The 24,046-nt window shown below is 65.8% G+C and carries 26 protein-coding genes; 11 read left to right on the forward strand and 15 right to left on the reverse strand.

Annotation, left to right across the window (positions count from 1 at the left end; genetic code table 11):
- Positions 1-6 precede the first annotated feature (6 nt).
- Positions 7-843: a DUF1194 domain-containing protein gene (locus HXX15_RS03280; RefSeq protein ID WP_296512604.1), complete on the reverse strand. Its 837-nt coding sequence runs from the start codon at positions 841-843 to the stop codon at positions 7-9.
- Positions 844-1,185: 342 nt separating this feature from the next.
- Here HXX15_RS03280 and clpS point away from each other — a divergent pair, with 342 nt between their 5' ends.
- Positions 1,186-1,491 carry an ATP-dependent Clp protease adapter ClpS gene (gene clpS / locus HXX15_RS03285; RefSeq protein WP_296512608.1) on the forward strand — a complete coding sequence of 102 codons (306 nt, stop codon included), beginning with the start codon at positions 1,186-1,188 and terminating at the stop codon, positions 1,489-1,491.
- A gap of 37 nt (positions 1,492-1,528) precedes the next feature.
- Here the strand turns inward: clpS and HXX15_RS03290 are convergent, their stop codons facing one another.
- From HXX15_RS03290 to fabI, 4 genes are all read right to left on the reverse strand, one after another.
- Positions 1,529-2,716, reverse strand: a complete 1,188-nt coding sequence (locus HXX15_RS03290) for an adenylate/guanylate cyclase domain-containing protein (protein WP_296512610.1) — start codon at positions 2,714-2,716, stop codon at positions 1,529-1,531.
- A 172-nt stretch (positions 2,717-2,888) separates the two neighbouring features.
- On the reverse strand, positions 2,889-3,974 hold the full coding sequence (gene aroC, locus HXX15_RS03295) for a chorismate synthase (RefSeq protein WP_296512612.1): 1,086 nt from the start codon (positions 3,972-3,974) through the stop codon (positions 2,889-2,891).
- Between the two features lie 58 nt (positions 3,975-4,032).
- A complete protein-coding gene (locus HXX15_RS03300; protein WP_296512614.1) occupies positions 4,033-4,638 on the reverse strand; it encodes a histidine phosphatase family protein in 606 nt (201 codons plus the stop codon).
- A 143-nt stretch (positions 4,639-4,781) separates the two neighbouring features.
- Positions 4,782-5,600 carry an enoyl-ACP reductase FabI gene (gene fabI / locus HXX15_RS03305; protein WP_296512617.1) on the reverse strand — a complete coding sequence of 273 codons (819 nt, stop codon included), beginning with the start codon at positions 5,598-5,600 and terminating at the stop codon, positions 4,782-4,784.
- Between the two features lie 210 nt (positions 5,601-5,810).
- On the opposite strand from fabI, the gene HXX15_RS03310 reads away from it, so the two are divergent.
- Both HXX15_RS03310 and HXX15_RS03315 read left to right on the forward strand, forming a co-directional pair.
- The gene (locus HXX15_RS03310) at positions 5,811-6,311 is read left to right on the forward strand and encodes a sigma-70 family RNA polymerase sigma factor (RefSeq protein ID WP_296512619.1); all 501 of its coding nucleotides are present in this window, start codon (positions 5,811-5,813) and stop codon (positions 6,309-6,311) included.
- A gap of 238 nt (positions 6,312-6,549) precedes the next feature.
- Positions 6,550-7,320: an anti-sigma factor gene (locus HXX15_RS03315; protein ID WP_296512622.1), complete on the forward strand. Its 771-nt coding sequence runs from the start codon at positions 6,550-6,552 to the stop codon at positions 7,318-7,320.
- A 210-nt stretch (positions 7,321-7,530) separates the two neighbouring features.
- Here the strand turns inward: HXX15_RS03315 and HXX15_RS03320 are convergent, their stop codons facing one another.
- Both HXX15_RS03320 and HXX15_RS03325 read right to left on the reverse strand, forming a co-directional pair.
- On the reverse strand, positions 7,531-8,493 hold the full coding sequence (locus tag HXX15_RS03320) for a DnaJ C-terminal domain-containing protein (RefSeq protein ID WP_296512624.1): 963 nt from the start codon (positions 8,491-8,493) through the stop codon (positions 7,531-7,533).
- 130 nt (positions 8,494-8,623) lie between these two features.
- Positions 8,624-9,157: an RT0821/Lpp0805 family surface protein gene (locus HXX15_RS03325; RefSeq protein ID WP_296512627.1), complete on the reverse strand. Its 534-nt coding sequence runs from the start codon at positions 9,155-9,157 to the stop codon at positions 8,624-8,626.
- 15 nt (positions 9,158-9,172) lie between these two features.
- Here HXX15_RS03325 and pdxH point away from each other — a divergent pair, with 15 nt between their 5' ends.
- Entirely contained in the window at positions 9,173-9,814 is a 642-nt protein-coding gene (gene pdxH / locus HXX15_RS03330; RefSeq protein WP_296512629.1) for a pyridoxamine 5'-phosphate oxidase, read from the forward strand.
- Positions 9,811-10,599, forward strand: a complete 789-nt coding sequence (locus HXX15_RS03335) for an SDR family oxidoreductase (RefSeq protein ID WP_296512631.1) — start codon at positions 9,811-9,813, stop codon at positions 10,597-10,599. The genes pdxH and HXX15_RS03335 overlap by 4 nt, the downstream gene beginning before the upstream one ends.
- Before the next feature lie 18 nt (positions 10,600-10,617).
- Here HXX15_RS03335 and HXX15_RS03340 read toward each other — a convergent pair whose 3' ends face one another.
- The 4 genes from HXX15_RS03340 to petA form a co-directional block, all read right to left on the reverse strand.
- The gene (locus HXX15_RS03340; RefSeq protein WP_296512634.1) at positions 10,618-10,839 is read right to left on the reverse strand and encodes a hypothetical protein; all 222 of its coding nucleotides are present in this window, start codon (positions 10,837-10,839) and stop codon (positions 10,618-10,620) included.
- 146 nt (positions 10,840-10,985) lie between these two features.
- The gene (locus HXX15_RS03345) at positions 10,986-11,660 is read right to left on the reverse strand and encodes a dienelactone hydrolase family protein (RefSeq protein WP_296512636.1); all 675 of its coding nucleotides are present in this window, start codon (positions 11,658-11,660) and stop codon (positions 10,986-10,988) included.
- Positions 11,661-11,803: 143 nt separating this feature from the next.
- Complete coding sequence (locus tag HXX15_RS03350; RefSeq protein ID WP_296512638.1) at positions 11,804-13,882, reverse strand: cytochrome c1; 2,079 nt, start codon at positions 13,880-13,882, stop codon at positions 11,804-11,806.
- Between the two features lie 49 nt (positions 13,883-13,931).
- Positions 13,932-14,459: a ubiquinol-cytochrome c reductase iron-sulfur subunit gene (petA, locus tag HXX15_RS03355; RefSeq protein WP_296512640.1), complete on the reverse strand. Its 528-nt coding sequence runs from the start codon at positions 14,457-14,459 to the stop codon at positions 13,932-13,934.
- 275 nt (positions 14,460-14,734) lie between these two features.
- On the opposite strand from petA, the gene HXX15_RS03360 reads away from it, so the two are divergent.
- The 3 genes from HXX15_RS03360 (at position 14,735) to HXX15_RS03370 (ending at position 16,154) form a co-directional block, all read left to right on the forward strand.
- Entirely contained in the window at positions 14,735-15,196 is a 462-nt protein-coding gene (locus tag HXX15_RS03360; protein WP_296512644.1) for a tRNA (cytidine(34)-2'-O)-methyltransferase, read from the forward strand.
- A 4-nt stretch (positions 15,197-15,200) separates the two neighbouring features.
- Positions 15,201-15,833: a 7-carboxy-7-deazaguanine synthase gene (gene queE, locus HXX15_RS03365; RefSeq protein ID WP_296512646.1), complete on the forward strand. Its 633-nt coding sequence runs from the start codon at positions 15,201-15,203 to the stop codon at positions 15,831-15,833.
- Between the two features lie 93 nt (positions 15,834-15,926).
- Complete coding sequence (locus tag HXX15_RS03370) at positions 15,927-16,154, forward strand: DUF2158 domain-containing protein (protein ID WP_296512648.1); 228 nt, start codon at positions 15,927-15,929, stop codon at positions 16,152-16,154.
- Between the two features lie 48 nt (positions 16,155-16,202).
- Here HXX15_RS03370 and HXX15_RS03375 read toward each other — a convergent pair whose 3' ends face one another.
- From HXX15_RS03375 to HXX15_RS03390, 4 genes are read right to left on the reverse strand one after another with little or no spacing between them, the layout of a single operon-like run.
- Positions 16,203-17,459, reverse strand: coding sequence for a CCA tRNA nucleotidyltransferase (locus HXX15_RS03375; RefSeq protein ID WP_296512650.1), 1,257 nt, complete (start codon positions 17,457-17,459; stop codon positions 16,203-16,205).
- Complete coding sequence (locus tag HXX15_RS03380) at positions 17,456-17,719, reverse strand: DUF6111 family protein (protein ID WP_296512652.1); 264 nt, start codon at positions 17,717-17,719, stop codon at positions 17,456-17,458. The genes HXX15_RS03375 and HXX15_RS03380 overlap by 4 nt, the downstream gene beginning before the upstream one ends.
- Positions 17,716-18,381: a CoA pyrophosphatase gene (locus tag HXX15_RS03385; protein WP_296512654.1), complete on the reverse strand. Its 666-nt coding sequence runs from the start codon at positions 18,379-18,381 to the stop codon at positions 17,716-17,718. The genes HXX15_RS03380 and HXX15_RS03385 overlap by 4 nt, the downstream gene beginning before the upstream one ends.
- A gap of 8 nt (positions 18,382-18,389) precedes the next feature.
- A complete protein-coding gene (locus HXX15_RS03390; RefSeq protein ID WP_296512656.1) occupies positions 18,390-19,001 on the reverse strand; it encodes a DUF1285 domain-containing protein in 612 nt (203 codons plus the stop codon).
- 269 nt (positions 19,002-19,270) lie between these two features.
- Here HXX15_RS03390 and HXX15_RS03395 point away from each other — a divergent pair, with 269 nt between their 5' ends.
- From HXX15_RS03395 to HXX15_RS03405, 3 genes are read left to right on the forward strand one after another with little or no spacing between them, the layout of a single operon-like run.
- Positions 19,271-20,275, forward strand: a complete 1,005-nt coding sequence (locus tag HXX15_RS03395; protein ID WP_296512658.1) for a MoxR family ATPase — start codon at positions 19,271-19,273, stop codon at positions 20,273-20,275.
- Complete coding sequence (locus tag HXX15_RS03400) at positions 20,275-21,219, forward strand: DUF58 domain-containing protein (protein ID WP_296512660.1); 945 nt, start codon at positions 20,275-20,277, stop codon at positions 21,217-21,219. Before HXX15_RS03395 ends, HXX15_RS03400 begins: the two co-directional genes overlap by 1 nt.
- Positions 21,216-24,032, forward strand: a complete 2,817-nt coding sequence (locus HXX15_RS03405) for a DUF4159 domain-containing protein (RefSeq protein ID WP_296512662.1) — start codon at positions 21,216-21,218, stop codon at positions 24,030-24,032. The genes HXX15_RS03400 and HXX15_RS03405 overlap by 4 nt, the downstream gene beginning before the upstream one ends.
- Positions 24,033-24,046 lie beyond the last annotated feature (14 nt).

Genomic DNA, 24,046 nt, shown 5'->3' on the forward strand with positions numbered 1-24,046 from the left:
CGGTCGTCACCTGCCCCAGCGGTCCTCCCAGATCTTCTCGCCGATCATGCAGGACACCCGCGGCTCCTTGTCCGCCACCGGAATGATCCGGCTCTCGGACGGGCGGCCGGCGACCTCAAGCACCAGCTTGGTGTGGATCGCTTCCTTGAACTTCTCGCGGTCCTTGATGGTGATGACGAACGAGCCGGGACCGCCGACCACGCAATCCTCGTAGTAATAATCGAGGTTTTCGATATCCATCGTCGAGAACGACGGCTCCTTCACCATGATAGGCAGGCCGTTGATGATGACGCCCTTCTCCAGCGCGGCGTCGCGCGCCAACGTCACCGGCATGCCGTTGTTGTTCGGGCCGTCGCCGGAAATGTCGATCACGCGGCGCAAACCCTTGTAGGGATTCTGCTCGAACAGCGGCATCGCGAAGTTGATCGCGCCGGAGATCGAGGTGCGCGAAGCCCGCCGGATCGGCGATTTCAGGATTGCGGCGGCGACCGCGTCGGCGGATTCCGGACCGTCGATCAATTGCCAGGACAGAATGATCTTCTGGTCGCCCGAGGCCGCCCATTCGAAATAGGTCACCGCGATCCTGCCGGTCGGACCGCTCTTCAGCGCCTGCAAGAAATCCTTGGAAACCAGCGCCTCGGCGTAGCCCTCGCGCTGAATCGCCAGTTCTTCCATGTCCATCGAATAGGAAACGTCGACCGCCAGCACCAGTTCGACATCGACCCGCTTTGCGTCCTTGTCGTCGGCGAGCTGCAGTGCCCGGTTCGGCGCCGCCCTGCCCGCGAGCACACCGCCGGCCATCGCAGCCGCGACAAGCATCGCCCCGATCGAGACCCAGCGCATGGCGGCCCTCCCGTCGAATGATTTATTAATGGTGACACGCAAACGCAGTTGCGAAAAGCGACGAACGAGGGCGCGCGTTCACATTCGGGTCACTTGCGGGCCGCCTGCGCAGGTGACGGCCACAATTCCGCCGCGGCAGGTCGCGGAGGCCACCGCGCTCGATCAGACCGGCGCGATGGCGGCACAGATCGACCTCAAATTGTCGCAGTACCCCGGTTTCGCCACCGCCCCGGAGGCGGTAAACTACTTGCAGCGAAGGGACCCCGATGGCGACAGGGAGTCTGGCGGGCCGCCGCGCCAAAATGATGTGTCGTGTGCATCGGTCAACGTTCGTGAGTCCGCATGAGCAATGTCGTCGTCAAGCCGATTGCCAAGACCAAGCCGAAGGTCGAGCGGCCGAAGCTGCACAAGGTGATTCTGATCAATGACGACTACACCCCGCGCGAATTCGTGGTCCGCGTCCTGCAAGGCGAATTCAAGATGACCGAGGACCAGGCCCACAAGGTGATGCTCACCGCGCATCAGCGCGGCGCCTGCGTGGTCGCGATGTTCACCAAGGACGTCGCCGAAACCAAGGCCACCCGCGCCACCGACGCCGGCCGCGCCAAGGGCTATCCCTTGCTGTTCACGACGGAGCCGGAGGAGTAGCGCGGAGAGCGCGTGTCCCGGGCACGCGCGATAACGCTCAGGCTTGCAGCGGCGCCTCGTCCCGCAACCCATAGACCCGCTCGGCATTGGCGAAGCCCGCGATCGGGAATTCCCCGAGGTCGGCCCAGCCGTCGGCGAAAGCGCCGGCGAAGCGGGCGGAGGCGACCACAGTGCGGTTGAGCCGGCCGGCGATCTTCTCCATCCGCGCCGCGAGATTGACCGCCGGGCCGATGCAGGTGAAATCCAGCCGGTTGCCGCCGCCGATGTTGCCGTACAGCACCTGCCCGACATGCAGCGCAACGCCGAAGCGAAAGCTGTCGATGACGTGGTTGCCATCGACGTAGCTCATGGCGTCGACATGGCCGCGGCATTCGTTGACCGCCTCCAGCATCCGGGCGCACACCTTGGCGGCGTCGGCGCCGTCCTCAGCGATCGGGAACACCGCCAGCAGGCCGTCGCCCATGAATTTCAGCACCTCGCCGCCATTGCGCAGGATCGGCCCGACCTGGCAGTCGAAATAGCTGTTCAGTACCTTCACCATGGTCTCCGGCGGCAGCCGGTCGGAAAGAGCGGTGAAGCCGCGCAGATCCGACAGCCAGATCGCGGCCAGCATGGTCTCGGTGTGACCGCGGCGGATCTGCCCGGCCAGAATCCGTTCGCCGGCGCGATTGCCCACATAGGTGTCGAGCAGCATCGACGCGATCCGCCGCATCCCGATCACCTCGATCAGCCGCGCCAGCGGCCGCACCACCATCCGCAAACCGTCGAGTTGCGCGTCGGTGAAGCCGCCGGATTGCTTGGTGGTCCAGCTCGAGGCGTGATAGTCTCCATCGATGAACCGCAGCGGCAGCGCGACATAGTCGGTGACGCCTTCGGCGCGCATGTCGTCGAAGAACGGAAAGTTCCGGCTTTCCGGATCGTCGAGCCGGTAGCGAACTTCTTCGCCACTGGAATAGAGAATCGCCAGCGGGCTACGCAAGAACTCAGGCGACTGCTGGATATCGAAATCGGCGGTGCCGATCGCCACCTCCTGGCCCTGGCGCCAGATGAAATTGCGGCCGAAGATATCCGGATGCAGCGTGCGCACGAAGATGCCGACCCGCCACAGCGGCAGCCCGGCCGCGACCAGCCGTTCGCATAGCTGCGACAGCAGAGCGCCAGGCCCGACCGCCGACCGCGCGCCGTCGATCAGCCAGTCGCTGATGGCTCTGAGTTCGGATTGCATGCGCTTATCTTAACGGGAGCAAGCCATGGAGCAAGCAACAACAAACAATGCTTGAAATCGTCATTGCGAGGAACCGTTGCGACGAAGCAATCCAGCGCTGAGCGCGCTGCCCCTGGATTGCTTCGCTCGACGGGCGACGCTTCGCGCCGACCATCGGCTCGCAATGACGGCGCTACCCGACCTGGCCGCGATGGCGCAAAAAGTGGTCGGCCAGCACGCAGGCGACCATCGCCTCGCCGACCGGCACCGCGCGGATCCCGACGCAGGGATCGTGGCGCCCCTTGGTCAGAATGTCGGTGTCGTGGCCTTCGCGATCGATAGTCCGGCGCGGCGCCAAAATGGACGAGGTCGGCTTCACCGCGAACCGCGCCACCACCGGCTGCCCGGTGGAGATGCCGCCGAGAATCCCGCCGGCATGGTTGGAGAGAAACACCGGGCCGTGATTGCTGGTCCGCATCTCGTCGGCGTTCTCTTCGCCGGTGAGAGCCGCGGTGGCAAAACCGTCGCCGACCTCGACGCCCTTGACGGCGTTGATGCTCATCAGCGCCGCGGCGAGATCGGCGTCGAGCTTGGCGTATATCGGCGCGCCCCAGCCCGCCGGCACGCCTTCGGCCACCACTTCGATCACCGCTCCGATCGAGGAGCCGGATTTGCGGATGCCGTCGAGATAGTCCTCGAAGAACGCGGCCTTGTCCTTATCCGGGCAGAAGAACGGATTGTTGCCGACCTCGTCCCAGTCCCACTTGTCGCGATCGATTTTGTGCGGCCCCATCTGCACCAGCGCCGCGCGGATCGTGATGCCGGGCACCACCTTGCGGGCGATCGCGCCGGCGGCGACACGGCTGGCGGTCTCGCGCGCCGAGGAACGGCCGCCGCCGCGATAATCGCGGATGCCGTATTTCGCCTCATAGGTGAAGTCGGCGTGGCCGGGACGATACTTGTCCTTGATATCGGAATAGTCCTTGGAGCGCTGGTCGGTATTCTCGATCAAGAGCGCGATCGGCGTGCCGGTGGTGACCTGCGCACCGGTTTCCGGATGCGCCATCACGCCGGACAGGATTTTGACCTGATCGGCTTCCTGGCGCTGGGTGGTGAAGCGCGACTGGCCCGGCCGGCGGCGATCGAGATCGCGCTGGATCTCCTCGACGCTCAGCGGCAGCAATGGCGGACAGCCGTCGACCACGCAGCCGATCGCGACGCCGTGGCTCTCGCCGAACGTCGTGACCCTGAACATGTGGCCGAAAGTATTGAACGACATGGTGTTTGCCCGCGCGAAGAAGACCCAAGGGCTGTGGTAACGCGCCGTTCCGGGGCGGTCAAACGGCCTCGCCTTGGAAGATCGTCAGCCCACCATCTTTGAATTCATAGACCGCGCCCTGCAGGATCGGGCCTTCCAGCGCTTCCGCCGGTGTCTTCAGGCCGAGCGCGACCAGCAGCGTGCGGCAGGTCCCGACATGGCCGACCGCGACGGTGTCGGCGGTGACCGAGTTCAACCAGTCGGCAATGAACGGCAGCCGGCTGGCATAGCTCTCGCCCCGCAACGGCGCAACGTTCCAGCGGTCGGCGTGGCGCGCCGCATAGACCTCGGCGTCCGAGTGCTCCATCTCTTTGAGCGTGAAGCCTTCCCAGGCACCGTAGGTGATTTCGCGCAGCCGCTCATCGACCGCGTAGTCCGGCGGCGGCAGGCTCATGGCGCCGCGCAGCAATTCCATGGTGACGCGGGCGCGGCCGAGCGGGCTCGCCACATAGGCGAGCGACGCCGGATCGTGGCCTTCCTTCGCCAGCAGCTGGCCGAGCCGCCCGCCCGCGGCGACAGCCTGCAGTCGGCCCTTGTCGTTCAGCGGAATGTCCTGGGTGCCCTGAAACCGACCGGACGCGTTCCAGTCGGTCTCGCCGTGGCGGATGTAGTAGATCGTGGGCATTTGCGAAATCAATTCGGAACGAGGACCATCAACCCGTCATGGCAGGGCTCGTCCCGGCCATCCATGTCGTCGACAAATGCACCGCTTGAAAGACGTGAATGCGCGGAACAAGCCAAGACGAATGCGAACGAGGGCGTGAACGCTTAGTCCTTCGCCAACGTGATGTCGGGGGCGGTCGGCACCTTCATGCCGACCACGTGATAGCCGGAATCGACATGGTGGACTTCGCCGGTGACGCCGCGCGACAGGTCCGACAACAGATACAGCGCGCTGTCGCCGACCTCGTCGATGGTCACGGTGCGGCGCATCGGTGAATTGTATTCGTTCCATTTCAGGATGTAGCGGAAGTCGCCGATCCCGGATGCCGCCAGCGTCTTGATCGGTCCCGCCGAAATCGCGTTAACGCGGATGTTCTTCTCGCCGAGGTCGGCGGCGAGATAGCGCACGCTGGCCTCCAGCGCCGCCTTCGCGACGCCCATCACGTTGTAGTGCGGCATCCACTTCTCAGCGCCGTAATAGGTCAGCGTCACGATCGAGCCGCCGTCGGGCATCAGTCTTTCGGCGCGCTGGGTGATCGCGGTCAGCGAATAGCAGGAGACCAGCATGGTCTTGGAAAAATTATCGGCAGTGGTCTCGACATAGCGGCCGACCAATTCGTCCTTGTCGGAGAACGCCACGGCGTGGACCACGAAATCTATCGTGCCCCACTTCTCCTTCAGGATGTCGAACGCGGCATCGATCGTCGCGGGCTCGGTGACGTCGCAGTGCCCGAGCAGCAGGCCGCCGAGTTCCGCGGCCAGCGGCTCGACCCGCTTGCGCAGCGCGTCGCCTTGCCAGGTCAGCGCGATCTCGGCGCCCTGGGCGCGGCAGGCCTTGGCGATGCCCCAGGCGATCGAGCGGTTATTGGCCAGGCCGAAGATGACCCCACGCTTGCCCTTCATCAGGCCTGAATCTGCCGTCATTCCGTTTCCCATCGCCTTGATCGAGTCTGGAGGTACACCAGCGGTCAGCCTTGGTATAGCCCAAATCCACGGCCGAATTCAGCGGTTTGGGGCCCGGCAGCATTGCGCGGAATAGGACCTTCGTCGCGGTGTTATGCTGCAAGGGCGTTCGCCGCCGGATTTTTCGGGCGAGCGCGGCGATTGTGTCCGGATGCGGACGATCGGGATCCGATGAACCAGTTTCGCGACGATGTCGAAGCCATGATTCCGACGTTGCGGCGCTACGCGCGAGCGCTGGCGCGCGACGCCGACATCGCCGACGATCTGGTGCAGGATACTCTGGTGCGGGCGTTGCGATCGGAGCGGCTGTTTCTCGGCGGTGACCTGCGCAGCTGGCTCTACACCATCCTGACCAATCTAAACCGCAACCGCCGGCGCTCGCTGGCGCGGCGGCCGACCATGATGCCGCTCAACGACTCTGGCCCCGATGCCAGCGTCGACGCCAGCGGCACCGAAGCCGAGGGCCGCGACATCGCCCGCGCGCTGGCAACGCTGGTCGAGGACCAGCGCTCGGTGCTGCTGCTGGTGATGCTGGAGGGCCTCAGCTACCGCGAGGTCGCCGACATCCAGGGTGTGCCGATCGGCACCGTGATGTCCCGCCTCGCCCGCGCCCGCGCCTCAGTCCGCGCCTTCCTCGAAGGCGAGCGCGCCCCGCTGCGACGGGTGAAGTGAGGACGATGATGGGCCAGTTTGAAACGATGCAGCAATGGTCTCTCTCCCCCTTGCGGGAAGGGTCGGCCGAGCGAGGCGATGCGAAGCATCGACGGAGCCGAGGCCGGGGTGGGGGTGCGACGAGCACTGCGCCCGTGGCACCCCCGCGCGACCGGCCTTCGGCCGGCCACCCTCCCCGCAAGGGGGAGGGAAAAGAAGTCCGCGCAGCCAACATCCCGACCACCCAGAGACCACGCCGATGACCGACAGAATTATCCCCGTCACCGAGGACGAACTGCACGCCTTCGTCGACAACGAACTGCCGGCCGAACGGCATTCCGACGTCGAGGCGTGGCTGGCGGCCCATCCGGAGGACGCCCAGCGGGTGGCATCGTGGCGCGCGATGGCCGAGGCGCTGCACGCGCGCTACGATTTCATTCTGGACGAGGCGGTGCCGCCGCGGCTCGATATCGAACGACTGACCCGACAGCCGCGCAAATGGATCGCAGGCGCAATCGCCGCAACGCTGGCGGCGTTCGTGCTCGGCGGCGGCGTCGGCTGGTTCGCGCATGGCGCCGCGGCGACGCCCTCCACGTTCCAGAATTTTACACTCGATGCGCTGGACGCGCACCGGCTCTACGTCGTCGAGGTCCGCCATCCGGTCGAGGTCGCGGGAAGCGAACGTGCGCATCTGCAGCAATGGCTGTCGAAGCGCGTCGGCTATGAACTGAAGGCGCCGGAGCTCGACGCCACCGGCCTGAAGCTGGTCGGCGGGCGGCTGCTACCCGGACCTCAGGCGCCGGCCGCATTCCTGATGTATGAGAGCGCCAGCGGCGAGCGCTTCACGCTCTACACCTCGCGCGCCGCCACCGCGGAAACCCAGATGCGCTACGCTACCCACGACATCGACGGCGCGTATTTCTGGGCCGACCGCGGCGTTGGCTACGTGTTGTCCGGCCCGACCGACAAGGACCGGCTCAGCCAGGTCGCGCGGCTGGTATACGATCAGACTGAGAAGAGCGGGGGGTAACTGGACGTGCATGCCGTTGTGAGCAGGCGCAGCGTCCAAATTCCGACATCGATAATCGCGAATCAAACCACCAGCGCGCCTCAATATCGTCCCGGGTGATAACGATTAATTGACCTGCGTCTGATCCGCCGATCGACGCACGCGGCCTTGACCGGGGTGACGCGCTGATCCCCCGGTCGAGGCCGTACTTTTTACGGCCGGTAACTGCAACTACCCGATCTCGCTACGCGGATGGTAGGGATGGTCGTCGCGCCACTTCTGCATCAAGGCTTCGAGTTCGGCGTCGTGGCCGTCCGGCAATACGATCCGCATGGTGACGAACAGGTCGCCGCTGGCGCTTCCGGCTTTCGGCATGCCTTTGCCCTTGAGCCGAAAGATTCGCCCGCTCGAGGTGTTCTTCGGGATCGATAGTTCGATCGCACCGGTCAGGGTCGGCACCCGGACCTTGCCGCCCAGCACGGCCTCATACAGCGTGATCGGCAGGTCAACCCGCAGATCGCTGCCGTCCACCTTGAAGAACGGATGGGTGGCGATGGTGACGGTGATCAGCAGATCGCCGGGGCGGTGTCCGGGGGCGGTCTCGCCCTGCCCGCGCAGCCGGATCTGCTGGCCAGAGACCACGCCGGCCGGAATCTTGACATTGAGTTCCTTGCCGGTCGGCAGCCGGACTCGCTTCTCGGTGCCCTTGACGGCTTCTTCCAGCGACACCGTCATCGCGACGTTGAGATCGAGATCGGCCGCCAGGCCTCCGGTATCGAAATCGAAAGTCTGGCCGCCGCGCGCGCCACGGCCGGCCGCGGCCCCGCCGAACATGCTGTTGAGGATGTCCTCGAAGCCGGCACCACCGCCCATACCGCCGGGGCCGCCGCTGGTGCGGAAAGTTTGCTCAAAGCCCGCGCCGGGCGAAGGCCCGCGTCCGCGCCCGCCGCCGGGAAAGCCCTGGAACCGCGGCTTGCCCTCGGCATCGATCTCGCCGCGATCGAACTGCTTGCGCTTGTCCTCGTCGCCAATGATCTCGTTAGCCGAGTTCACCTCCGAAAACCGCGCCGCGGATTTCGGATCGTTCCTGTTGTTGTCCGGGTGATGCTTCTTGGCCAGCTTGCGATAGGCGCTCTTGATAGCCGCAGCGCTGGCGTCCCGCTGCACCCCCAGGACCTCATAGGGGTCGCGCATCCGTCACTTCTCCTTCAGGGAATTCACTAAACTCGAATCGAAACTATCCGGCCCGAAGGCCCTGCCCGCATTCATCTGGGGGCTTCGTGTCATTTTTGCAACTGGTTTCGGTCGACTCAGCGCACCGATTTCAACTCCGCCGCCAGGGCTTCAGCGTGTGGATCTCCCAGCGGCCCTGGGCGGACTTGCATGCCGCACCTTGCAGCCAGCTCTCCGATCTGTCCTTGACATAGCTCGCCAGAAAATCCCGGCAGGTGCGCCCGTCCGTGGTGTAGGCCGCCGCCACCGGCGTCACCGAGCCGCGTGCGCCGGTCGCCGGATTTTCCCATGGCTGACTGGAATCCTTGTCTCCCTTGGTCAGCACGTCGGAGGCGGCGTTGCGCGTCAGGGCGAGATCGGCCTCGGTCGGGCTGCTCGGCGACGCCGCCAGACCAGGGGTCATGGCGGCGATCGACCCGGTGAAGTCCTTGGCGTTGTCCTCCATCTGCGCGAATGCCGCATCGTTACGCGCTACGCTGCAACCGCCGACGCCGGAGCCGATTAGAATCGCTATCATCGTTGCGGCCAGCGGCCCGATCGCGGATAGGCCAACGCCTTGTCGTGCCCTATATAGGTCTGACCTACATAGAATCTGCAACGCGTTCTGGACCGCGGTGAAGCGCAACTCGGAAATCCTCGCATGAGCGATACCTCCTCCATCAAACACCCAACTCCGTTAACGTCCGGTGATTTCACCGCGGCCGAGGAGCCTTTTGGGCTGTTCGCCGAGTGGTTTGCCGAGGCCGCGGCGGCCGAACCCAACGACCCCAACGCGATGGCGCTCGCCACCGTTGATGCCGACGGCCTGCCCGACGTCCGGATGGTGCTGATGAAGGGCTACGACGCCGAGGGCTTCGTGTTCTACAGCCACATCGCTAGCCAGAAGGGTCGCGAACTCGCCGCCAACCCGAAAGCGGCGCTGCTTTTTCACTGGAAATCGCTGCGTCGGCAGGTCCGCGTCCGCGGCGGCGTCACGCCGGTCAGCGCCGCCGAGGCCGACGCCTATTTCGCCAGCCGGGCGAAGCAGGCCCAGATCGGCGCCTGGGCCAGCAAACAATCGCAACCGCTCGAAAGCCGCTTTGCCTTCGAACAGGCGATCGCCAAGGTGGCGGCCCGTCATCTCGTCGGCGAGGTGCCGCGCCCGCCGGGCTGGAGCGGCTGGCGAATTGCGCCGGCGCAATTCGAATTCTGGCACGATCGGCCATTCCGTCTACACGACCGCATCGAATTCCGCCGCGGGACCTCCGATGCCCCCTGGACCAAGACAAGGCTGTATCCATGAGCCCCGACTCCACCAGACCAAGGTCAGCGAGCGCAACCTCCGACAGCAACGCCCAGCGACGGACCATGATCCTGACCGGCGCCAGCCGCGGCATCGGCCATGCCACTGTGATCCGGTTTTCCAGCGCCGGCTGGCGCGTCATCACCTGTTCGCGGCATCCGTTCCCGGAAGAATGCCCGTGGGGCGCCGGCCCCGAGGATCACATCCAGATCGACCTCGGCAACCGCGCCGATACCCTGCGCGGCATCGCCGAAATCCGCGAGCGGCTGGATGGCGGACAGTTGCACGCCCTGGTCAACAACGCCGCGATCTCGCCGAAGGCCGCCGGCGGTGCCCGGCTCGGCTCGATCGACACCGAAATGGATACTTGGGAGCACGTCTTCCACGTCAACTTCTTCGCGCCAATCATGATGGCGCGCGGCCTGATCGACGAATTGAAGGCGGCTAAAGGATCGGTGGTCAACGTCACCTCGATCGCCGGCTCGCGGGTGCATCCGTTCGCGGGCGCCGCCTACGCCACCTCGAAGGCGGCGCTGGCCTCGTTGACGCGGGAAATGGCGTCGGATTTCGGCCGCATCGGGGTCCGGGTCAATTCGATCGCGCCGGGCGAGATCGACACCTCGATCCTGTCGCCCGGCACCGACAAGATCGTCGAGGAACAGATCCCGTTGCGCCGGCTCGGCACCCCGGACGAGGTGGCGAAGATCATCTACGTGCTGTGCACGGAGACCTCGTCTTACGTGAACGGCGCCGAGATCCACATCAACGGCGGCCAGCACGTCTGAACCGCGGGTCTGGCGGGCTCAGTCGGCGCGATAGCGGCGCGGTGGGCGCGCCCAGCCGGGACGCTCGACGACGATGCCGGCGGTCGAGCAATCGTCCTCCGACTCACCTTCGGCGAGGCCAGCGCCGCAGTGCCGGCAACACCGATTGCTGATCGCCGACGGTTCGCTGGCACGCAAGGCGCGCTGATAGTTGACGAAGTCGACGATGTTGCGTCCGGGCCTTGTTGATTTCTCGTCCATAGCTGTCCTTGCGGCGTGAGACAGCGTTATCGCAGCAAGCCTTCAGTCAAATGTTCAGCCGTTCGCTCAAATTTTACCGGTGACAGGGTCGCTCGCCGCGTCGTTTCGCATTGGTTACGACCCTCGTAGAATTTCGGGGTGGACGACTAACCGAGATGCTTGTGGAAGAACGCCGTGGCGCGGCCCCATGCGAGTTCCGCCGCCTCGCGGTCATGCACCGCGGCGCGCTGCTCGTTGACGAAGGCATGGTCTGCCTCGTAGCGGAAGAACTCGGCGGTCTTGCCGGCCGCCTTTAACCCCTTCTCGAACGCGTCGACCACCGCCGGCGTGCACCAGTCGTCGCGGCTGGCGAAATGACCCTGCAGCGGAATCTTGACGTCGGCGGGCTTGGCGGCCTGCTCCGGCGGAATGCCGTAGAACGCCACCCCGGCGCTGAGCTCGGGAATCTTGCAGGCGCCGATGATGGTCACCGCTCCGCCCATGCAGAAGCCGGTCAGTCCGACCTTGGCGCCGTTGCGCGCCAGATAGGCGGCGGCACCGCGCACGGTCTGCGTGGTCGCATCGATGAAATCGAGCGACCCCATTTCCCTGTTGGCGGCCTCAGTGTCGTGATACGGCACCACCACGCCGTTATAGAGATCCGGCGCCAGCGCATCGAATCCGGCCAGCGCGAAACGGTCGGTCAGAGCCTTGATCTGTTCCGACAGCCCCCACCATTCCTGAATCACCACGACTCCCGGCGCGTTGCCGCGCGCGGCGTTGGCGAGATAGCCGCTGGCATCCTTGCCGTCGGGACGCTTGAAGGTGATGCTGGTGCCCATGGGATCCTCCGGAATTCTCTTGCGGTATTTCTGATCCGCATTTTGGCGGCGATGCAAGCAATAGGCAATCGCCCTGTCGAATTGCCTCACACAACAAAAAAGCCCCCGAAGGGGCTTTCTGTCATCAGGCTACCGCGATCCGCTCAATGGGCGTCGGCCCAGATTTTCTTCTTGGTGAAGTAGAGCAGTCCGGTCAGGATCAGCAGGAAGATCATCACCTGCAGCCCGAGCCGCTTGCGCGCCTCGAGGTGCGGCTCCGCGGTCCACATCAGGAACGAGCCCACGTCCTGCGCATACTGCGCCACCGTCTGCGGGGTGCCGTCTTCATAGGTCACCTGACCCTCGGAAATCGGCGGCGGCATCTTGATCGAGTGGCCGGGGAAGTACTTGTTGTAGTAGGAGCCATCCGGAAGAGTGAAGCCGGCCGGCGGCGTGTCTTCATAGCCCTGCAGCAGCGCCGCGATATAGTTCGGACCCTGCTCCTGGAACTGGGTGAAGAAGTCGAAGATGAACTGCGGGAAACCGCGATCATAGGAGCGGGCCTTGGCGAGCAGCGTCATGTCCGGAGGCGCGGCGCCGCCATTGGCCGAGCGCGCGGCCATCTCGTTGGCGAACGGCGAGTGGAACGGATCGGCCAGGCGGCCGGGACGATCGAACATATCGCCAGCGTCGTTCGGTCCGTCCTTGATCGAGGCTTCCGCCGCCACCGCCGCGGCCTGCTCCTTAGTGAAGCCGGGGCCGCCCGGATCCGCTAGGTTGCGGTAGGACAGCAGCTTCATCGAATGGCAGGCCGAGCAGACTTCCTTGTAGATCTTGAACCCGCGCTGCAGCTGCGCACGGTCGTATTTGCCGAACGGACCGGCGAACGACCACTGCAGCGACGGCGGCACATTCTCTTCGGATCCCGCGGCGCTGGCATTGCCGGAGCCGCCGAGCAACAGACCGCCGGCCAACGCCAAAGCGGCAACCAGACTGGCCACCTTTGTGGCGCCGGATGCGTTGCTTCTTGCCAACACGTCATCGGCGATCGAGTTCGGCAGCGGCAGGGTCTTTTCCACCCGGCTCAGCATCGGCAGCACGATCAAGAAGTAGGCGAAATACGCCGCCGTCAGTACCCGCGCCAGGATGGTGTAGATGCCTTCCGCCGGCTTGCCACCCAGCCAGCCCAGCAGCAGGCAGGTCACCACGAAGGCCCAGAAGAACCGCTTGGCCAGCGGCCGGTAGCGCGACGAGCGCACCTTGCAGCTGTCGAGCCAGGGCAGGAACAGCAGCACCAGGATCGCGCCGAACATCGCCGCGACGCCCATCAGCTTGTTCGGGATCGCGCGCAGGATCGCGTAGAACGGCAGGTAGTACCATTCGGGCACAATGTGCGGGGGGGTCACGCCCGGGTTGGCCGGAATGTAATTCTCGGGGTCGCCGAGATAGTTCGGCATGTAGAAGATGAACCAGCAGAAGAACAGCAGGAAGCAGGACATCCCGAACGCGTCCTTCAGCGTCGCGTAGGGGGTGAACGGCACGGTGTCCTTCTCGGTCTTCGGCTCGACGCCGGTCGGGTTGTTCTGGCCGGTAACGTGCAGCGCCCAGACGTGCAGCACCACCACGCCGGCGATCACGAACGGCAGCAGGTAATGCAGCGAGAAAAAGCGGTTCAGCGTCGGATTGCCGACCGAGAAGCCGCCCCACAGCAGCGTCACGATGCTGTCGCCGACCAGCGGAATGGCCGAGAACAGGTTGGTGATCACGGTGGCGCCCCAAAAGCTCATCTGGCCCCACGGCAGCACGTAGCCCATGAACCCGGTCGCCATCATCAGCAGGTAGATGATCACGCCGAGGATCCACAGCACCTCGCGCGGCGCCTTGTACGACCCGTAATAAAGGCCGCGGAACATGTGGATGTAGACCGCGATGAAGAACATCGAGGCGCCCGCGGCGTGCATGTTTCGCAACAGCCAGCCGTAATTGACGTCGCGCACCAGCCGCTCGACCGAGTCGAAGGCCATGTCAACGTGCGGCGTGTAGTGCATCGCCAGCACCACGCCGGTGACGATCTGCACCGCCAGCATCATCGACAGGATGGCGCCGAAGGTCCACCAGTAGTTCAGATTGCGCGGCGTCGGATAGGCCACGAACGAGGAATGAACCAGCCCCGCGATCGGCAGGCGCTGCTCCAGCCACTTCATGACGGGGCTCTGTGGCTGATAGGTCGAGGGTCCGCTCATGGTGCGATCCTAAGCAATTTTCTGGCGTCGCTGATCGAGAAGATCCGCGTCAGCCGATCTGGATTTTGGTGTCGGAGACGAACTGGTAGGGTGGGACGGGAAGATTGGCCGGAGCGGGACCCTGGCGGATGCGGCCCGACGAATCGTATTGCGAACCGTGGCACGGGCAGAAGAAACCGTCGTATTTGCCCTCATAGGCCATCGGGATGCAGCCGAGATGGGTGCAGATGCCGATCACCACCAGCCACTGCTCGTGACCTTCCTTGGTCCGGGCCTTATCGGTCTCCGGATCTGGCAGGCTCGACAGCGCGACGGACTGCGCCTCCTCGATCTGCTTCTTGGTGCGGTTCATGATGTAGATCGGCTTGCCGCGCCAGAACACCTTGATGTCCTGACCTACCGCGACCGGGGCCAGATCGACTTCGATCGGCGCGCCTGCTGCGATGGTCGAGGCATCCGGATTCATCTGCGAGACGAACGGCCATGCGGCTGCGACTGCGCCGACCCCGGCCACTGCGCCCGTTGCGATAAAGAGAAAATCACGGCGTGTCGGTTCCGCCGAAGCCTCTGTCGTCACGATCCCAAGCCCTTTCATATCTGCAACCGGTGAACCCACCCGGGCGACGCGCAATGCGATCGGCCGAGAGAAGCTGCCGGTGTCCGCAACCCCGACGCGGCCAATCGCCGCTTCTGACGCCAGCCGGGTGGAACAGACAGTCCAGAATCGATCTATTGGCACCCTTGCCGATTGAGCGCAAGCCCGGTATCGGCTCACTGGTGTGCATTGCATGAAAACTGCGCACGTTGATGATAGTCCATAAGTTTCATGGCAACCTTACCGGCCACCGGCAGATGCGGATTGCGCTTTTTCAGCCCGACATTCCGCAGAACACCGGAACCATCCTGCGGCTCTGCGCCTGCCTGAATGTCGAGGCGCATATCATCGAACCGGCCGGATTTCCGGTCTCGGACCGGCATTTCCGTCGCGCCGGCATGGACTATCTCGATCAGGTGACGATCCTGCGTCACGATTCCTGGTCGAAATTCGAGCTCTGGCGCCGTGAAAACGGCTGCCGGCTGATTTTGCTTACGACGAAAGGCGAACAGCGCTATCTCGACCATCGATATCGGCCCTCGGACGTCCTGCTGCTGGGGCGTGAATCGGCCGGGGTGCCGGCCGAGGTCGCCGCCGCGGCCGATGCGCGGCTGGTGATCCCGATCCAGCCCGGGCTGCGTTCGCTCAATGTCGCGATGGCCGCCGCGATGGTGCTCGGCGAGGCGCTGCGCCAGACCGGCGCCGAGATGAAGGATTGATGGCGTGAGTTACGCGGTGAAGGAGATCTTCCTGACCTTGCAGGGCGAAGGCGCGCATGCCGGCCGTGCCGCAGTGTTCTGCCGGTTTGCCGGCTGCAACCTGTGGAGCGGCCGCGAACAGGACCGCGCCGGCGCCATTTGCCAGTTCTGCGACACCGATTTCGTCGGCACCGACGGCACGCTGGGCGGGCGCTATGACAGCGCCGAACGGCTCGCCGACATCATCCTCGGACAATGGGTCGGATCAACCTCGGATCGTTACGTGGTGCTGACCGGCGGCGAACCGCTGCTGCAGCTCGATGCCGCGCTGATCGATGCGCTGCATGCACGCGGCTTCTCGATCGGCGTGGAGACCAATGGCACGATCGAGCCGCCCGCCGGCATCGACTGGCTCTGCGTCAGCCCGAAGGCCGGCGCCGAATTGCGGGTCCGGCACGGCCACGAACTCAAGCTGGTGTATCCGCAGCAGGATGCGCCGCCCGAACAATTCGCGGGCCTCGGCTTCGAGCGATTTTCGTTGCAGCCGATGGACGGACCGGACGCCGCGGACAACACCACGCGCGCGATCAATTACTGCCTGCGCCATCCGCAATGGCGACTCAGTTTGCAGACCCATAAGACGTTGGGCATTCGGTAGAAGGCGATCGCCCGCGAATTTCTGTCCGTGATCGGCGTGTCATGACGAATCGCTAGGGTGCCTGTTGTGCCAACACATTTGCAGGAGCGGATCATGGACCTGAGACCAGGCGACGTCGTCATTTTGAAATCCGGTGGCCAGGCGATGACGGTCGCTGAAGTCCACGAAGACGCCATCGCGTGCGTGTGGATGGGCGACGAAGGCGACCTGTTCCGGGAAACTCTGCCGCTCGCCGTCGTCGAACGCGCTGAAATCGAGATCCTCGATGACGAGGAAGGCGACGACGAAAGCGAAGAAGACGAGACCAGCAAGGTCGCCTGAACCAGGGCGTGCGGCCGCCGGGACACCGCCCGGCGGCTCGCTAACAGGTCATAGCCGTTGATCGCGCGTGAACCGCGCCGCGGTCTGGTCGGCGATTGCGCTCAGTGCCGGCGGATCTAGCGGAAAGTCCGCCGCCAGCCAGGCGTCTTCCGCCAGCGTCAGCAGATGCCCGAGCGCCGGGCCCTGGGCGAAACCGCGGGCGATGAAATCGGCGGCCTTGAGTGGAAACACCGGCGCGCGCCAGCGCTGCGGCAGCGCAATCGCCTCGCGCCATCGCGCGGGATCGGCGACGCGACCGGCCCGCGCCCAGGCCAGCATCATCCGGTCGTGAAAGCGCGGTTCGCCCAGCCGATACAGCCGGCGCCGCGCGGTGGCCTCGTCCATGCCGGATAGCCGCCACCAGCGATGGCCCATCGAATCCAGCCGCTTGGTCTCGGCCTTCGACAACCGCAGCCGCTGCGCCAGCCGCCTCGCGTCTTCGGTGACGGCAACCGCCAGTGCACCGAGCCGGCGCACCGCGTCGGCATCGAGGCCAAGCGCGCGCTCCGCCGCGATCATCGCCGCGAACGGTCCGTGAAACGTCACGCCGCCGAGCACCGCCAGCAGTAAGCCGCCCTCGCCCATCGCGGTCACCGAAGCCAGCGCGCCGTGCGCGACCATCAGCTTCAGCATTTCCATCCGCACCCGCTCGGCCGACAGCGTCGAAAGCCCGCCGCGGCCGCGAATGCAGGCCAGATAGCCGGCACGGTCAGGCTCTCCGGCGCCATAGCTGGCATGAATCCGGAAAAACCGCAGGATGCGCAGATAATCCTCGGCGATGCGCTGATCCGGATCGCCGATGAACCGCACCCGTCGCGCCGCGATGTCGTCGAGCCCACCGACGTGGTCGTGCACAACGCCATCCGCGGAGATGGATAGGCCATTGATGGTGAAATCGCGGCGCTGCGCGTCGCGCACCCAATCGCGACCGAACGCGACCTTGGCCTTGCGGCCGAAAGTCTCGACATCCTCGCGCAGCGTGGTGATCTCGAACGGATGGCCGTCGAGCACCAGGGTGACGGTGCCGTGGTCGATCCCGGTCGGCACGCTCTTGATTCCGGCCGCCTTGGCGCGGCGGATCACCTCGTCGGGCAGCGCCGTGGTGGCGATATCGACGTCGCCGATCGGCAGCTCGAGCAGCACGTTGCGAACCGCGCCGCCGATCACCCTCGCCTCTTCGCCGTCGCCGTTGAGCAGCGCGAGCACCCGCGCGGCCGGCCCCGACCGGAGCCACGGCGCGTCGCTGAGCACCGGCCTTACGTTCATTTCTCGATCCCGGGCACGAGCTTGCCGTTTTCGACATGCGCCGGCACATAAGTCGATGTCGGCGGCGCGCCGGAATAATGCACCAGCAACAACAAGCTGACGATGGTGAGCAGCAGCGCCGCCAGCACCAGCCAGCCGACGACATGTACCGGCCACGACGATCGATGCAGCACGATGGAGCGACTGGCGAACAGGAACGCCGCGTACAGCACGAACGGAATGAGGAAGATTCCGATTTCAGTCAGGATCGGACGAATCATGGCAGATAAATCCGCTCATACAGCACGCGCAGGATTCCCGCGGTGGCGCCCCAGATATAGCGTTCGGCGAACGGCATCGCGTAGTAGGAACGCATTGCGCCGCGGAATTCCTTTCTGTGCAGCTGGTGATTGTCCGGATCCATCAGAAACGCCAGCGGCACCTCGAAGGCGTCGTCAACTTCCGACTTGTTGATGGTCAGCGCGAAGCCGGGCTTGACCCGCGCCACCGTCGGCAGAATCCGGAAACCGAATCCGGTGCCGTACAGGTCGAGATAGCCGATCGGATCGACAAAGGAACGATCGAGGCCGATTTCCTCCTCGGCCTCGCGCAGCGCGGCGTCAAGCGGCGAGCGGTCGGTCGCATCAATCTTGCCGCCCGGGAATGCGATCTGGCTGGCGTGATCCTTCATATGCGCGGCGCGCATCGTCAGCAGCACGGTCGGCTCGGCGTGTTCGACCACCGGGATCAGCACCGCCGCCGGTCGGATCGGCAGTTCCTTCGCGACGATCCGCAACATCCGGTCGGTGCCGTGATCGCCGCTTTCCGGGACGATGCTGGCGTCGTTCAGACCCGGCGGCACGTCGAACCGCAAGCGCTCGCGGGCGCGGTCGAAAAATTCAGCCGAACTGACGCTGCCGGCGGCAGGATCGGTCCCCAACATCGGCTCGTTCAATGCGCTTCCCTCATTTGCTCCGCGTCGGCCATCGAAAAGAAGTCGCCGCCGGAAGCAATCCCGAACATCGGACGGCCATCGACCACCCGCTCCTCGCCCATGTCAACCAGATCGTAGTACAGAGCCCGCGTCACCTTGGCCCAAAGGTCGGCACGAACGTGCAGATAGGGCGTCAACCCGCCATCGGCACCGGCTTCGAAGCGCAGCCGGTGCGCCGAATCGCAATCCACCCAGTCGTCGACATTGGTGCGGAACCGCAGCAGCCGCCCGCGCGCGTCCTCGTCCTTGGCCATCTCGACCGCCAGAAACGGCGCGTCCTCGACCTGGATGCCGACCTTCTCGACGGGCGTCACGAGAAAGTGCTTGCCGTCCTCGCGTTTCAGAATGGTCGAGAACAGCCGCACCAGCGCCGGCCGGCCGATCGGGCTGCCGAGATAGAACCAGGTGCCATCGCGGGCAATTCGCATGTCGAGATCGCCGCAGAACGGCGGATTCCACAGATGCACCGGAGGCAGTCCCTTGCCGGACGACGAACTCGCTGCGGCATCCCGGGCAGCCATCGTCAGCGCATCGAGACTCTGGTTCGCGCTCTGCCCTTGCTTCGCCATTGTTTACCCTGACCCTGTCGCCTGAGTTTGGCACGATTGATGCTTTTCGTAGAACCGGGGACTGGTTCAGAACCTGGAGCAAAACGCAGAGCCGTGCCTCGAATTTCAACTCTCCACATCGTGATGCGGTTCACCGCCCGCGACGCCCATAATGTGGGGATAGTTTTGGTCAACGAAACCATAGCCTTCGCTTGGCTCTCGCAACAGCCTAGCATGACCATCACGACAGGACGACGCCCTCGCGGCGGATGACGGCAAGGAGAGACCGGATGGCTGGCGCAGACAGTGTCGAAAAGCTCGAAGACGTGATCGTGCGCTCGGCCGAGCAGGTCGCCGGCGAGATCCGCGCCGCCAAGGACGCGATTTCCACCGTGATCTTCGGTCAGGACCGGGTGGTGGAAAATACCTTGGTGACAATCCTGTCCGGCGGCCATGCGCTGCTGATCGGCGTTCCTGGCCTGGCCAAGACCAAGCTGGTCGAGACCCTCGGGGTGACGCTGGGGCTCGATGCCAAGCGAGTCCAGTTCACACCCGACCTGATGCCCTCGGACATTCTCGGCGCCGAAGTGCTGGACGAGAGCACCACCGGCAAGCGCTCGTTTCGCTTCATCGCCGGGCCGGTGTTCGCACAGCTGCTGATGGCCGATGAAATCAACCGCGCCAGCCCGCGCACCCAATCGGCGCTGTTGCAGGCGATGCAAGAGCAGCACATCACCGTGGCCGGCGCCCGGCACGATCTGCCGAAGCCGTTCCATGTGCTGGCGACGCAGAATCCGCTGGAGCAGGAGGGCACCTATCCGCTGCCCGAGGCGCAGCTCGACCGCTTCCTGATGGAGATCGACGTCGACTATCCGGATCGCGACGCCGAGCGGCGCATCCTGTTCGACACCACCGGCGCCGAACAAACCTTGGCCAAGGCGGCGATGACCGCCGAGACGCTGATCAGCGCGCAGCGGCTGGTGCGGCGGTTGCCGGTCGGCGATTCCGTGGTCGAAGCCATTCTGACGCTGGTACGCTCGGCGCGTCCGGGACCGGATGGCGGCGACACCGGCAAGCTGATCGCCTGGGGTCCCGGCCCGCGCGCCAGCCAGTCGCTGATGCTGGCGGTGCGAGCCCGCGCCTTGCTCGACGGGCGGCTGGCGCCGTCGATCGATGACGTTCTCGACCTCGCCGAGCCGATCCTGAAGCACCGCATGGCGCTGACCTTCTCGGCCCGCGCCGAAGGCCGCACGATTCCGGACGTGATCCGGCAGCTGAAGTCCAGGATCGGTTGATGGCATTGGCGACGACGGGGCACGCAGAACAGGAGATCCTCGCAGTCCGACGCGCAGATGGCGAAAGCCGAACGCTGGCCGCGTCGTTGCCGCGCCTGATGCTGGAAGCCCGCCGTATCGCCGCCAACGTCACCCACGGCTTGCACGGACGGCGCCGCGCCGGTTCCGGCGAGAATTTCTGGCAATATCGCCGCTTCGTCTCCGGTGAGCCGTCGCAGAACGTCGACTGGCGGCGCTCGGCGCGCGACGACCATCTCTACGTCCGCGAGTTGGAATGGGAGGCAGCGCACACTGTCTGGCTGTGGCCGGACCGTTCCGCCTCGATGGCCTTCGCCTCGAAGACCGCGCGCGACAGCAAGCTTGAGCGCGCGCTGATCGTCACCTTCGCGCTCGCCGAACTGCTGGTCGCCGGCGGCGAGCGGGTCGGCGTGCCCGGCCTGATGAATCCGACCTCCAGCAACAACGTCATCGACAAGATGGCGCAGGCGATGCTTCACGACACCGCCACCCGCGCCAGCCTGCCGCCGTCCTTCGTGCCGTCGGCGCTGGCCGAGATCGTCGTGCTGTCGGATTTCTGGTCGCCGATCGGCGAGATCAGGACCATGCTGGCGGGACTGTCGGCCTCCGGAGCGCACGGCACGCTGGTGCAGGTGGTCGATCCAGCCGAGGAGAGCTTCCCCTATTCCGGCCGGATCGAATTCGTCGAGCCCGAGGGCGGCGGCATGATCACCGCCGGCCGCGCCGAGAAATGGGCCGCTGACTATGTCGCCCGGGTGGCGCTGCATCGGGACCAGATCCGCGACGAGACCGGCAAGCTCGACTGGCTGTTCTCGACCCACACCACCAGCCGCTCCGCGGCCGAGCTGTTGCTGTTCCTGCACGCCGGCATGATGGTCAACAAGGGCAGCGAGCGCGCCAGCGTCAAAGTGGGACGCGGCGCATGATGGGCCTGCCGCTCTCCTTCGCCGAACCGCTGCTGCTGCTGGGCCTGGTCACGCTGCCGGCGCTGTGGTGGTTGCTGCGGGTGATGCCGCCGCGCCCGCGCCGGATCGATTTCCCGCCGACCAGGTTGCTGTTCGAGATCGCGCCGAAGGAAGAGACCCCATCTCGCACGCCGTGGTGGCTGACCGCATTGCGCCTGCTCGCCGCCGCGCTGGTGATCTTCGCGCTCGCCGGACCGATCTGGAATCCGCAGACCGGCGTCGCCGGCAGCAAGGCGCCGCTGCTGCTCCTGCTCGACGACGGCTGGAGCGCCGCCGCGAGCTGGGACGCGCGGATCACCGCGGCGGATCATTTGATCGCCGAGGCCGACAGTTCCCGCCGCAGCATCGCACTGATGCCGTTGTCGGAACCGCTGCGCGATGCGACCTTGATGCCGGGCGGCACCGCGCGGGTGTCGCTGCGGCAGCTTGCGCCGAAGCCCTATGCGATTGATCGGGTCGACGCCCTCCCGGCGATCGGACGATTTCTCAAGGCCGCCGGCGACGCCGAGATCGTCTGGCTCACCGACGGAGTCGACACTGGGCGCGGCAGTGAATTCGTCGAGGGGCTGGGCAAATTGATCCAGGATCGCAGCCTGACGATCGTCGAAGGCGGCGCGCCGCCGGCGCATGCGCTGGCCGCGGCCGAAAACGCCGCGGCGAAAATGATCGTGAAGGTGCTGCGTGCCGGCACCGGCGGCATCGACACCGGCGTGGTGCGCGCGCTCGACCAAAAGGGCTCGCCGATCGGCGAGGCGCGCTACAATTTCGCGCCACAGGATCGCGACACCGAAGCCGCGTTCGAGCTGCCGGTCGAGCTGCGCAACGACATCGCACGGCTGGAGATCTCCAGCGAACGCTCCGCGGGCGCGGTGCAACTGCTCGACAAGCGCTGGCGCCGCCGCGCCATCGGCATCGCCTCCGGCGCGACTGCCGACACGGCGCAGCCGTTGCTGGCGGCGACGTTCTACCTGACCCGGGCGCTGGCGCCGTTCGCCGATGTCCGGCTCGGCGATCGGGCTCCGCAACAGGCCATCACGCAGTTTCTCGACCAGAAGCTGCCGATGATCGTGCTCGCCGACGTCGGCGCGCTGTCGCCGGAGCTGCGCGAGCGCCTCAACGGCTGGATCGAACAGGGCGGCGTGCTGGTGCGGTTCGCGGGTCCGCGACTGGCACAGCAAACCGACGACGATCTGGTGCCGGTGAAACTTCGCCGCGGCGACCGCAGCCTCGGCGGCAGCCTGACCTGGGAGCAGCCGCAGCATCTGGCGGCGTTCGCCGCCGACGGCCCGTTCGCCGGCCTGGCGGTGCCGAAAGATATCACCGTCAACCGCCAGGTGCTGGCCGAACCCAACGCGACGCTTGCGGCGAAGAGCTGGGCCTCGCTGGTCGACGGCACCCCGCTGGTGACCGGCGAGCATCGCGGCAAGGGTCTGGTGACGCTGTTCCACGTCAGCGCCGATATGCGCTGGTCGGACCTGCCGATGTCTGGCACCTTCGTCGAGATGCTGCGGCGAATCGTCGATATTTCCGGCTACACGTCGACTCCCGGCGCCGGCGTCGCGGCTGACGCCAGCACCGAGACGGTCGCGCCATTGCGTACGCTCGACGGCTTCGGCGCCTTCGGCCCGCCGCCTTCGACCGCCAAGCCGCTGCCCGCTGATTATCGCGACCGCGCCACGCTCGATCATCCGCCTGGCTTCTACGGCCCGGCCGACGGCCCGCTCGCGGTCAACACGCTGGCCGCCGCCGACCGGCTCGCGCCGCTCGATACCTCGGCGATGAAGGCGCGGCGCGCCAGCTACACCAATGCCGAACCGCGCGACCTGCGTGGCATGCTGCTGTCGGCGGCGCTCGGGCTGTTTCTGATCGACGCCGTCATCGTCGCATTTCTCGGCGGCGGCTTTGCCGCGCTGCTGCGCCGCCGCCGCGCGGCGCCCGTCGCCTTGGCGATCGTGCTCGCGCTGTCGGCGATCGTCACGGCACCCTCGCCGTCCCGCGCCGAAGCTGCGAACGACGAATTCGCCATCAAGGCGGTGGCGCAGACCCGCCTCGCTTATGTCGTCACCGGCAACGCCGACGTCGATTCGATCGTCAGGGCCGGGATGTCGGGGCTGACCCTGTTCCTGGCGCAGCGCACCGCGCTGGAGGCCGGCGAGCCGGTCGGGGTCGATCCGGCGCACGACGAACTGGCGTTCTTCCCGCTGATCTACTGGCCGGTGCTCGCCGGTGCGCTGAAGCCGCCGCAGGACGCCATCAACCGGATCGACGCCTACATGAAGCAGGGCGGCACCGTGCTGTTCGACACCCGCGACGCGCTCGAGGCGCCGCCGGGGCCGAACGGCGAATCGCAGACGCCCGGAATGCTCGCGCTGCGCACCATCCTGGCCTCGCTCGATGTCCCCGAACTGGAGCCGGTGCCGCGAGAACACGTGCTGACCAAGACGTTCTATCTGCTGCGCGACTTCCCCGGCCGCTTCATCGCCGGCCAGACCTGGGTGGAAACCCTGCCGCGCCAGGAGGACGACGACGCCGCTTCTCGGCCAGCGCGCGGCGGCGACGGCGTCTCGCCGATCATCATCACCTCGAACGACCTCGCCGGCGCCTGGGCGATGCGGCCGGACGGCCAGCCGATGCTGCCGCTGTCGCCGGGCGAACCGCGGCAGCGCGAATTCGCGTTCCGCGCCGGCGTCAACATCGTGATGTACACGCTGACCGGCAACTACAAGGCCGACCAGGTCCATGCCCCTGCGCTGATCGAGAGGCTGGGACAGTGATGCAACAGCGACAG

The organism is Rhodopseudomonas sp., from assembly GCF_013377015.1.
Classification (GTDB): Bacteria; Pseudomonadota; Alphaproteobacteria; order Rhizobiales; family Xanthobacteraceae; genus JARJEH01.